Below are 12,113 nucleotides of genomic sequence, written 5' to 3'. Positions count from 1 at the left end.
GAGATTTTTTACTGGAATATGGATTGGGGTGTACTAAAAAGTTTGAACTGAGCTGTTCGCCAAGTCTCTAAAAAAGTGTTAGAATAGCTTGAGATAAATGACTAGAAAGAGTGGATAAGATGTTAACAACAGAGGATTTTGATTTTGATTTGCCAGAAGAACTCATTGCACAAACACCGTTAAAAGATCGTGACCAGTCACGTTTGTTAGTGGTCAATCGTACAACAGGGGAGTTAGAAGATAAACATTTTCATGATATTATTGATGAATTGAACCCGGGGGACGCCTTGGTCATGAATGACACACGCGTGCTACCCGCTCGTTTATATGGAGAAAAACCAGATACTGGCGCTCATTTAGAAGTATTGCTTTTAACGAATACAGAAGGTGATACATGGGAAACGTTGATCAAGCCAGCTAAACGTGCCAAAGTAGGGACAACGATTTCATTTGGTGATGGTCGACTAAAAGCTGTGGTGGAAGAAGAACTAGAGCATGGTGGACGAATCATTACGTTTAAATATGACGGAATTTTTCTTGAAATCTTAGAATCGCTGGGCGAAATGCCCTTGCCACCTTATATCAAAGAACGCCTAGAAGATCCAGATCGTTACCAAACAGTGTATGCGAAAGAAAATGGTTCTGCGGCAGCCCCAACAGCAGGCTTACATTTTACAACAGAATTATTGGAAGAAATCGAAGCCAAAGGAATTGAATTAGTCTACTTGACGCTTCATGTTGGTCTAGGAACATTCCGTCCAGTTAGCGTAGATAAGATTGAAGATCACCACATGCATAGTGAATTTTATCGGTTGACAGAGGATGCTGCGAAACGTTTGAACCAAGTTCGCGAGAATGGCGGGAAAATCGTAGCGGTAGGGACAACTTCTATTCGGACATTAGAAACGATTGGGACAAAGTTCAATGGTGAAATCAAAGCTGACAGTGGTTGGACAGAAATTTTTATTACACCAGGTTATGAATTTAAAGTCGTCCAAGCGTTCTCAACAAATTTCCATTTGCCAAAATCAACTTTAGTGATGTTAGTAAGTGCCTTTGCAGGTCGCGAATTAATTCTGTCTGCATACCAACATGCGATTGACGAACGTTACCGCTTCTTTAGTTTTGGAGATGCGATGTTCGTCAAATAAATGGGTTGACAATTACATGTTTGAATAAAAATAAGAGAGTGAATGATCCTTAGCGATCATTCACTCTCTTTTCTATTTTCCACTTTTAATGAATCACATAAGCAAGGTGAGGCTTACTTTCCGAATTTTAAACTAGCTCTGAGCAATTGAATTAGCTGGAGTAATTTTCCTTGGCTAATAATCAATCAATGTTAAGACAGTATTTTTTGGATCAAATAAATGGTCTGTTTTTCATTTTCAATATAAATGTTTCTTTTGCGCAGAGAGTATCAAAAATTGCTTGTTCAACCGCCATTTTTTGATAATAAATTTTATGAATTTAGTTTTTTTTTAGGAAAAAGGTAAATAAAAATACAAATGAAAAAGGTACGATTATAAAAAATAAAATAAAAAAGACAGGAGCTGATGGAATGCTTTTGACCAATAAAAGCCTCGACCATTATTTTGATAAATACGACCAATATTTTTCGTTGATGACTGAATACGAGTATCCACTCATTTATCGCGAATACGATAAAATAAAAAAAGAAGCCTATTATCTGGTTGACCAAATTTCTTCAGAAAATTTTTTCTCCAAGTTGAAACAACTACTGATATTAGATGCTCGGATACAAATCATTCAAAGTTTACTTGAATTGGAATCAGAAAAAACTACTGAGGCAGAGATTCTCGAATTAGCTAAAACAGATAGCTGGACGTTTTATAAAGAAGCAGCGGGCTACCGATTAAATGAAACAGTACCTCACACGTTACTTAATTATGTTTTGGCAGAAGACGAGGGTAGCCGTGATTAAATTTTTTGTAGAGAGTGGCTGAATCGAAGTGTTTATTTTGCTAAATATTCTTAGCTATCAAATTTTTCGAAGTACTAGTAAGGAGAAAAGAACGCATGGATACTTGGAAGTAGACAACACAAAAAAGCTGGACTCTCGACAAGTCCAGCCTCTGTATTTCGGAAGGAATCAAATAAGTAGAATTTTTGTTACTTTCCATGATACATGTAAAGTACCTTGTTGAATTTCTTCTTGATAAACAAAAAATCTTGTTTTCGTTACATCTTCAACACTCATTGACACATCTTTTACTAGTATTCAATTTTCAGATGTTCATTGTTTATTTTACGTATCTTTGTTACTTCTGGTTTTGGGAAACGAATCATCCAAACTCTTTATACGCATTCACTATTTTCATCAGTTTGACGCTTTGTACTTCACACGTATACTTGGTGAAACCTGTACTTCTAACAACTTTGTTTGCTTACAATACTTCATCGAGAAATCCTTCAACTTATTTGATGTTATCCTCCTTCCTTACACCTATATAGTAGCACGAAATGTTAGCGTTTGCAAATGAGATGCTTGCGATTCTATGCCTTTTTTATGAACAAAATTCATAAATTGTCTGAAATAGTTTATTAAGTTGAAAAAAATAAAAAAATGATGTTATATTTAATATAGGATTATTATTTAATGAAGATTGAAGGAGGAATAGGATGGAAGAATATAAAAAAACGGTGAGGGAAGTCCAAGAAGAAACAAATGCAAACCTAGAACAAGGATTGTCTTCGCAAGAAGCAACTAAGCGGGGCAAGGAGCAGGGACTTAACCGTTTTGATGAGGCAAAGAAAGAATCATTAGCCAGAAAATTTTTTAGAAGTTTAGCAGATTTTACGACGATTATTTTATTGGTTGCTGCTGTGATCTCTTTTTATACGGCCTTTGCAACAGAACACGGAGATTTATTTGAAGGTCTGTTGATTATCGCTATCGTTGTTATCAACTCCGCACTTACAATTGTTCAAGAAGGAAATGCAGAAAAAGCATTAGAGTCGTTGCAGGATATGAATAAGCAGACGGCACTGGTTTTACGTGATGGCAAACGAGAACAAATTGATGCAGAACAATTAGTTGTTGGGGACATTTTGATTTTAGAATCAGGTGCAACCATTCCTGCAGATGCTCGGTTGATTCAAAGTTCACAACTCCGAGTAGAAGAATCAGCTTTGACTGGTGAGAGTGAAGCGGTTGAGAAAGATGCTACTTATGTTAGTAAAGAAGAGGTACCTTTAGGCGATCAGATTAATATGGTGTTTAAAGGGTGCAGTGTAGCTGCCGGTCGTGGTCAAGCAATTGTTACAGCAATTGGGATGCAAACTGAAATGGGAAAAATCGCTGGACTATTAAGTGGCGATATGATGCAGAAAACACCTTTGCAAGTTCGCTTGAATCAGTTAGGTAAACGAATTAGTTTTATTGCATTAGGAGCGGCTGCATTAGTTTTTATTATCGGTGAGTTGCAAGGAGAACCGCTACTGGAAATGTTTATGACTTCTGTATCTTTAGCAGTTGCGGCAGTTCCAGAAACATTGACAGTTATCGTGACATTAACTTTAGCATTTGGCGTTCAGAAAATGGCAAAAAAACATGCAATTATTCGTCAACTGCCTGCAGTTGAAACATTAGGAACAGCTAACGTAATTTGTTCTGATAAGACGGGAACGCTAACCCAAAATAAAATGCGCGTGCGTCGAGTTTGGAGTCGCGGCGATGAAGTTACTGATACAGAAGATGCTATGACAGATAGTGCAATGGAAGTCTTGAAGATGGCAGCCTTATGTACAGATGTAAGTGTTGAAAAAGAAAATGATGAATTGATTATCAAAGGGAACCCAACAGAAGCCGCAATTGTGCGTGCTGTGGAAGAAAACTATCATACAAAAGCAGAGTTGGAAGAAAATTATCCTCGAATTGGAGAATTGCCGTTTGACTCAGAGCGAAAAATGATGACAACGGTACATAAGATGGGAAAAAAATATATTTCCATTACCAAAGGTGCTTTTGACGTATTAGCTCCACGCTTTCGTTATGGAGACATCGAACAAGCCACAGTTGTCAATGACCGTTTCGGAAAACGTGCGCTTCGCGTGATTGCAGTTGGTTTTGCTGTCTATGACGAAGAGCCACAAGACATTAGTTCAGAAGCGTTAGAAAAAGATTTACGTTTAATCGGGTTGATTGGCATGATTGATCCACCTCGCCCAGAAAGTAAAGGAGCAATTGCTCGCGCGAAAAAAGCTGGGATCAAAACAGTAATGATTACTGGTGACCATGTGGTGACAGCGAGTGCGATTGCAAAAGAACTTGGAATTTTGGAGCATTCTTCAGAAGCTTTAACAGGCGCAAAATTGCACGCGTTGACTGATGAAGAACTAGATGAACGTGTAAAAGAATTGTCTGTCTATGCACGAGTAACGCCAGAAGACAAGATTCGGATTGTTAAATCATGGCAACGAACAGGCGCAGTTGTAGCGATGACTGGTGATGGAGTAAATGATGCCCCTGCGTTGAAAGCAAGTGACGTTGGCTGTGCCATGGGAATCACTGGGACGGATGTAGCTCAAAGTGCTTCAGATATGATTTTAACGGATGATAATTTTGCAACGATTGTTGATGCAGTTAGCCAAGGCCGTTCTGTTTATCAAAATATTCGAAAAGCGATTAATTTTCTTTTGAGCTGTAATATCTCAGAAATTTTCATTGTGTTGATTGCGATGCTTCTAGGTTGGGGTGCGCCATTTACGGCAGTTCAATTACTATTTGTCAACGTAGTAGCTGATGGGCTACCAGGATTTGCACTAGGAAGGGAACCGGCGGAAGCAGGAATTATGGATCAAATGCCAATACCGCGAAATGAGGGGATTTTTGCACGTGGATTGTGGCAAAAAATTGCAGTGAACGCAAGTGTGTTTACCGTTGTAACACTTTTTGGTTACTATCTAGGAAGTTTTGTTGACACAATTAGCCCTTGGGTTGATGCTAGTCAAGAAGTTGGTCAAACGGTTGCTTTCCTAGTCTTAGCCTATTCTTCAATTTTGCATGTTTTTAATGTGAGAAGTAGTCAATCAATATTTAAGGTAAGTCTATCCTCCAATAAATCGCTATTAGAAATGGCCGTCTTAGCTGTAGTAATTACTACGGCAATGGCACTGTTCCCATTCACTCAAGAACTTTTTGGACTTGTTCATATTAGTTTGAATCATTGGTTGCTGGTCTTCATTTTATCAGTTACACCAATTGCAGTGAGCGAGCTGATTAAGTTCCATCAACTGCCAGATGTGGATGATGAAGAAGAATAAATAAAAAAGTGTAGCAAAAAAGCTGCGGTATTAACCGCAGCTTTTTTTGTGTACCTGTTGTTTAGTTTAGTAAGCAACATCTTTAGGCAATTCATTGTAAAAAGCAGCTTTTGTTGCTGTAATATATGGATTCAACCATAAATAGCCGATTCCTGCAGTCATTAATGCAAGAATGTGCCATCCGATAAACGACAAATCCAACCAGAACAATTTCCCTTTGTAACCATCCATTAACTTACGACTTGCTGTAATCGTATCAAGCACACGAGGTTTTTGACCTGTTTCTTGAATCGTGTCGTAGTAGATAAAGTAGCTTTGAGAGTAAGAATAACTTTTGATAATCCCAGGGATAATAAGCAACAATGTCCATAATGTGGTGAATAACCAAATTAAAATAGCTAAACCGATTACGCCACTGATAAAGATACCTGAAAATCCACGAAATGCATCTTTAAATGGTTCGATTTGTGATTTTTGTCCACGTAATACATCAAGATAAGTCCAAGAAATACCACTCATGAACAATGCGCTAATAATGCCGGAAACAACTCCGCCACCACTACCACCGCCAGCACCAGATCCACCATTATCATTAGCAATCGTTTCCTAGATACTTGAAACATCTGACATACTTGCAATAAACAAGATGAATGGTACAAGAATCAAAAGAATAAGTGCAATAGCAATTAACGACGGAATCAAATTCAATAATACCGCTTGCCCCCAACGACCTTTCAAACTAGCCTTAGCTTGTGATTTTAATTCAGCAGAAGATTTCATCTATTTTTCACTCCTTTTCCATAAGTTAAAATTATTATAACAAAGATTCACTTTTTTGCCTTTCATCTTGCATTGATTATGCCGGAAATGTCTCTAAAAAAAGAGGATTAAATAGAACAGAAACAATAGATAAACTCTTGCAAAAAAGTGCCGAAACGATTATGATTGTGTGAGTTGTCAACGCTATTTTATAGAGAAAGTAGGGAATTGAATGTCACAACCTGCCATTCGCTATCGTTTAATCAAAAAAGAAAAACATACGGGTGCCCGCTTAGGTGAAATTATTACGCCACACGGTACTTTTCCAACTCCCATGTTCATGCCTGTCGGAACATTGGCGACAGTAAAAACTATGTCTCCTGAAGAATTAAAGGAGATGGGTGCAGGAATCATTTTAAGTAACACGTACCATCTGTGGTTGCGACCTGGAGAAGATCTAGTCGCTGAAGCTGGTGGTTTGCATAAATTTATGAATTGGGATCAACCGATTTTAACCGATTCTGGTGGTTTCCAAGTATTTTCATTAAGTGATATGCGTAACATTGAAGAAGAAGGGGTCCATTTTAAAAATCATTTGAATGGTTCTCGGATGTTTTTATCACCTGAAAAAGCAATTGATATCCAAAATAAATTGGGTTCAGATATCATGATGAGTTTTGATGAATGTCCACCATTCGATGAAAGCTATGACTACGTGAAAAAATCTGTAGAGCGTACTTCACGCTGGGCAGAGCGTGGACTAAAAGCTCACGCAAATCCAGCAACACAAGGTCTATTTGGAATTATCCAAGGGGCAGGATTTGAAGATTTACGTCGTCAAAGTGCGAAAGATTTAGTTAGCATGGATTTCCCAGGCTATTCAATCGGAGGATTATCTGTTGGGGAACCAAAAGCAGACATGAACCGTGTTTTAGAATTTACGACACCATTAATTCCAGAAGACAAACCACGCTACTTAATGGGGGTTGGTGCAGCTGATTCCTTGATTGATGGAGTAATTCGTGGAGTAGATATGTTTGACTGTGTATTGCCAACAAGAATCGCACGTAATGGAACTTGTATGACTTCGCAAGGTCGTTTAGTTGTTAAAAATGCAAAATATGCACATGATTTTCGTCCAATTGATGAAAAATGTGATTGCTATACATGTAAAAACTATACTCGTGCTTATATTCGTCATTTAATCAAGTGTGATGAAACATTCGGTATTCGTTTAACTTCTTATCATAATCTTTATTTCCTATTGAATTTGATGAAACAAGTTCGTCAAGCAATCATGGATGATAACTTATTAGAATTCAGAGCAGCCTTCTTTGAAGAATACGGATTTAACAAAGAAAATGCTAAGAGTTTCTAAATTCATGACTTTTATGTGAAATTTAGGTAAAAAGCTAGTGTAGATAGTACTTTTTATGCTAAAGTGTTTTTTGTAGATAGATTGAGTGAGGTGAAAAAAATGGGATCATTACCAATGATTGTGATGTTCGTTGCGTTGTTAGCAATGTGGTACTTTATGTCACGTACACAAAAGAAACAACAACAAGAACGTCAAAACTTGTTAGATAGTATGAAACCAGGCGATGCAGTTGTTACAATTGGTGGCTTGCATGGCGTAATTTCAGAAATCGATGAAGACAAACGCACAGTCGTTTTAGACTGTGAAGGTATCTTCTTAGAGTTTGACCGTGCGTCAATCAAAACGGTTAAACCAGGAGTGACTGTAGAAAACGATGCTACAGTGACAACTATCGAAGAACCAGTTGAAACAAAAGAAGAAACAATCACTGAAGAAGTAACAGAAGAAGTTTCTGAAGAAAACAAAGACGAGAAATAAGCATAGATTCTATGATTATTTTTCATCTGAAGAGACACAACTAATTAATTAGTTGTGTCTCTTTTTTTATTTGAAAATCAAAAGCGAGAAAATAAGTTCAATAGTGAACGTGATTGATAAATAAAAAATATTTTTTTCTTAGATAGTTCAAAAAATGCTTATAGCTAAATAACTTTATAATATCAAGGTTTATCTTTGATTTTAAAACTGTGAAAAAAATCACAAAAAACTATTTACAACTAAAATAAATTATTGTATGATACATATGTGAAATAATTAACAAACAAATGTGATACCCACTAGGAGGAAGACAATGGCTAAGACATTGGAAAAAGAACAAGTAAAAACGATCGACGTGCAAGCAATGATCGATGATCTTGCAACAAAAGCAAATGTAGCCCTAAAGGAAATGGAAGACTTTGATCAAGCGAAAGTGGACCATATCGTACATGAAATGGCAATGGCTGCCTTAGATCAACATATGCCTCTAGCAAAAATGGCAGTTGAAGAAACTGGTCGTGGTATTTATGAAGATAAAGCAATTAAAAATATGTATGCTTCAGAGTATATTTGGAATAACATTAAACATGATAAAACAGTTGGTGTAATTAATGAGGACGTTCAAAAAGGATTAATCGAAATTGCTGAACCAGTCGGAGTTGTTTGTGGTGTAACACCAACGACTAACCCAACTTCAACAACGATTTTCAAATCAATGATTGCATTGAAAACAAGAAATCCAATCGTGTTTGCTTTCCATCCAAGTGCACAAAAATCTTCTGCAGAAGCAGCACGTGTTGTTCGTGATGCGGCAATCGCAGCTGGTGCACCAGAAAACTGTATCCAATGGATCGAGCATCCATCAATTGATGCAACTTCAATGTTGATGAACCATCCTGGAATTGCAATTGTTTTAGCAACAGGTGGAGCAGGAATGGTTAAATCTGCTTATTCAACTGGGAAACCAGCTTTAGGAGTTGGACCAGGTAACGTGCCAGCATACATTGAAAAAACAGCAAAAGTAAAACGTGCAGTGAACGATTTGATCGTATCAAAAACATTTGATAACGGAATGATTTGTGCGTCTGAACAAGCAGTAATTGTTGATAAAGAAATTTATGCAGCTGTAAAAGCAGAATTCCAAGCGCATCAAGTGTACTTCGTAAAACCAAGCGAACTAGCAAAATTAGAAGATGCAGTGATGAATGAAGGTAAGTATGCTGTTAACCCAGCAATCGTTGGACATTCAGCAATGGAAATTGCTAAATTAGCAGGTATCAAAGTACCAGAAGGAACAAAAATGTTAATTGCTGAATTAGAAGGTGTAGGTGCTGATTACCCACTTTCACGTGAAAAATTATCACCAGTTTTAGCAATGGTTAAAGCAAACAATACAGACCATGCATTTGAATTATGTGAAGGTATGTTAAATCTTGGTGGACTAGGACATACAGCTGTTATTCATTCAGAAAATGAAGATTTACACGTGAAATTTGGTTTACGAATGAAAGCTTGTCGTATTCTAGTTAACACACCATCAGCTGAAGGCGGAATTGGTAATATCTACAATGAAATGATTCCTTCATTAACTTTAGGTTGTGGTTCTTATGGTAAAAATTCTGTTTCTCGTAATGTATCTGCTGTCAACTTAATCAACGTCAAAACTGTAGCGAAACGGAGAAATAACATGCAATGGTTCAAATTACCACCAAAAATCTTCTTTGAAAAGAATTCATTACTTTACTTAGAAAAAATGGAAAATGTTGAACGTGTCATGATCGTTTGTGACCCAGGAATGGTCCAATTTGGTTACTGTGATACAGTTCGTGAAGTACTTGCTCGCCGTAAAAACGACGTAAAAATTGAAGTTTTCTCTGATGTTGAGCCAAACCCTTCAACAGATACTGTTTACGCTGGAACAAAACTAATGGCTGATTTTAAACCTGATACAGTAATCGCATTAGGTGGTGGATCTGCAATGGATGCTGCCAAAGGAATGTGGATGTTCTATGAACACCCAGATACTTCTTTCTTTGGAGCAAAACAAAAATTCTTGGATATTCGTAAACGTACGTACAAAATTGCAAAACCTGAAAAAACTCAATTTGTATGTATTCCAACAACTTCAGGAACAGGTTCAGAAGTAACGCCATTTGCAGTTATCACTGATAGCGACACACATGTTAAGTACCCATTAGCAGACTATGCATTAACACCAGATGTTGCAATTGTTGATCCACAATTTGTTATGTCAGTTCCTGCCTCTGTAACTGCAGATACTGGTATGGATGTCTTGACTCACGCAATTGAATCATATGTATCTGTCATGGCATCTGATTACACTCGTGGTTTAAGTTTGCAAGCAATCAAGTTAGTCTTTGATTATTTAGAAAAATCAGTAAAAACACCTGATATGGAATCACGTGAAAAAATGCATAATGCGTCAACGATGGCTGGTATGGCGTTTGCAAATGCGTTCCTAGGAATTTGTCATTCAATCGCCCACAAAATTGGTGGAGAATATGGTATTCCTCATGGACGTACAAATGCAATCTTGTTACCACACATTATTCGTTACAATGCGAAAGATCCACAAAAACACGCAATGTTCCCTAAATATGACTACTTCCGTGCAGATACAGATTATGCAGATATTGCTAAATTCTTAGGTCTAAAAGGCGAAACAACTGCTGAATTAGTAGATGCATTAGCAAAAGCTGTTTATGAATTAGGTCAAAACGTAGGTATCGATATGAACTTGAAAGCACAAGGTGTGACACAAGAAACACTTGATACAACAGTTGATCGTATGGCTGAATTAGCTTACGAAGACCAATGTACAACTGCTAATCCAAAAGAACCATTAATTAGTGAATTAAAACAAATCATTATTGATGCTTACAAAGCTTAATAATTACCACTAGTTAGCGTACGGCTGGCAGCTGTTCGCTACATGAATCCCCCACACAAATTTCCGCTCAAATTTGTGTGGGGGATTTAAAATCATATTGATTCATATAAGTTTGTCTGGATGATTCTCTCATTCAGACAATTTTTTTATGTAAAGATAAAAATATGTGTTCCAATATGTACCTTTAGAATTACTTTGAAAAAATCCTTGTCTAACAAAAAAGAGAGAAACATTTCAAGGATCACTTAGCTATAAATTATTAGGATATGTAAAAATTTAAAACATAAGAGCAATTTTAGATATTTTTTCTCAATTAGAAATCGCAGATGAAAAATTATAGGAAGACTTTGCTCGAACGCCGATTAACCAAAAATGGTGGACGTATATGGCTCCTTTTATGGAAACCAATGACGAGGATTCGCCTGTGGCACAAGAACTAACTCCTGTATTTGAAGTTTGAATCAGTCGTACTATTAAAATCAAAAGTTTTCCGTTATAATTTTCCTATAAAGAAACGGGAGTGTGCAATATGGAAAATAAAAAACCTTACGGAACTGTTTTGATTAAGGCATCAACTATTTTAGATTACTTAGCAGAAGCGCCAGATTCTTCATTACAAGCAATTGCTAAAGGCACGGGAATGACTGCTTCAACTGCTTTAAAAATTTTAGATACATTAACTTTAATAGGATATACAAATAAAAACTCGGACAAAAATTATCGTTTAGGTAGTAAATTTATCCGTTATGCGAACAAAAGTATTGAGGAACAAGATTTAGTGGAAGCAACGCGTCCGTATCTTGAACAACTCCAAGACACGATTGATGAAACCATTCATCTAGGAATTTTAAATAATGAAGAAATTTTATATGTCAATAAACTAGAAGCGAAAAACCAAACGATCCGAATGTCGTCCAAAATCGGTGTGACTAGACCACTCTATAGTTCTGCTATGGGAAAAGCTGTATTAGCTGAGTTTGATGAGAACCAATATGATACATACTTAACGAAACATCCGCTAGTTCCATTTACTGAATACACGATTACTAATCCACTGCGTTTAAAAAGCGAGATTGAAAAAGTACAGCAGTCCAAAATTGCTTACGATGATGAAGAAATGGAACAAGATATTTTTTGTATCGGTGCAGCTATTGTCAAAAATAATGAAATCATTGGTGCATTTAGTATCAGTATGCCTAAATATCGTTTAACAGGCGAAATTAAAAATCAAATTGTTGCAGCAGTAAAGCAAACGAAACAAAAAATAGAAGAAACATTAACAAAAAAATGAAAAAGCGTTTG

The 12,113-nt window shown here is 36.7% G+C and carries 8 protein-coding genes and 1 pseudogene; 8 read left to right on the top strand and 1 reads right to left on the bottom strand.

The window, feature by feature from the left end; genetic code table 11:
* Positions 1–119: 119 nt before the first annotated feature.
* From queA to RV17_RS05445, 3 genes are all read left to right on the top strand, one after another.
* Positions 120–1,151 (top strand): tRNA preQ1(34) S-adenosylmethionine ribosyltransferase-isomerase QueA, encoded by a 1,032-nt coding sequence (queA, locus tag RV17_RS05455; RefSeq protein WP_071868718.1) that lies wholly within the window; start codon positions 120–122, stop codon positions 1,149–1,151.
* Positions 1,152–1,561: 410 nt separating this feature from the next.
* Complete coding sequence (locus RV17_RS05450; protein ID WP_067483334.1) at positions 1,562–1,945, top strand: DUF7006 family protein; 384 nt, start codon at positions 1,562–1,564, stop codon at positions 1,943–1,945.
* Between the two features lie 698 nt (positions 1,946–2,643).
* Positions 2,644–5,286, top strand: coding sequence for a cation-translocating P-type ATPase (locus tag RV17_RS05445; protein WP_071868717.1), 2,643 nt, complete (start codon positions 2,644–2,646; stop codon positions 5,284–5,286).
* Positions 5,287–5,352: 66 nt separating this feature from the next.
* Here the strand turns inward: RV17_RS05445 and RV17_RS13745 are convergent.
* Positions 5,353–6,066 (bottom strand): annotated as a pseudogene (locus tag RV17_RS13745) (DUF975 family protein).
* Between the two features lie 211 nt (positions 6,067–6,277).
* Between RV17_RS13745 and tgt the strand changes: the two are divergent.
* The 5 genes from tgt (at position 6,278) to RV17_RS05415 (ending at position 12,102) form a co-directional block, all read left to right on the top strand.
* Positions 6,278–7,423 (top strand): tRNA guanosine(34) transglycosylase Tgt, encoded by a 1,146-nt coding sequence (gene tgt, locus RV17_RS05435; protein WP_067483328.1) that lies wholly within the window; start codon positions 6,278–6,280, stop codon positions 7,421–7,423.
* Between the two features lie 99 nt (positions 7,424–7,522).
* Complete coding sequence (gene yajC / locus RV17_RS05430; protein ID WP_067483326.1) at positions 7,523–7,900, top strand: preprotein translocase subunit YajC; 378 nt, start codon at positions 7,523–7,525, stop codon at positions 7,898–7,900.
* Positions 7,901–8,213: 313 nt separating this feature from the next.
* Positions 8,214–10,811: a bifunctional acetaldehyde-CoA/alcohol dehydrogenase gene (gene adhE / locus RV17_RS05425; RefSeq protein WP_067483323.1), complete on the top strand. Its 2,598-nt coding sequence runs from the start codon at positions 8,214–8,216 to the stop codon at positions 10,809–10,811.
* Positions 10,812–11,172: 361 nt separating this feature from the next.
* Entirely contained in the window at positions 11,173–11,271 is a 99-nt protein-coding gene (locus RV17_RS13810; RefSeq protein ID WP_071868761.1) for an L-rhamnose mutarotase, read from the top strand.
* Between the two features lie 69 nt (positions 11,272–11,340).
* A complete protein-coding gene (locus RV17_RS05415) occupies positions 11,341–12,102 on the top strand; it encodes an IclR family transcriptional regulator (protein WP_067483322.1) in 762 nt (253 codons plus the stop codon).
* Positions 12,103–12,113: the final 11 nt, after the last annotated feature.

The sequence above is a fragment of the Enterococcus thailandicus genome, assembly GCF_001886265.1.
In the GTDB taxonomy this organism is placed as follows: domain Bacteria; phylum Bacillota; class Bacilli; order Lactobacillales; family Enterococcaceae; genus Enterococcus_B; species Enterococcus_B thailandicus.
The sequence above is the reverse complement of the archived record's forward strand: the minus strand, read 5'-3'. Positions and strand labels throughout refer to the sequence as shown.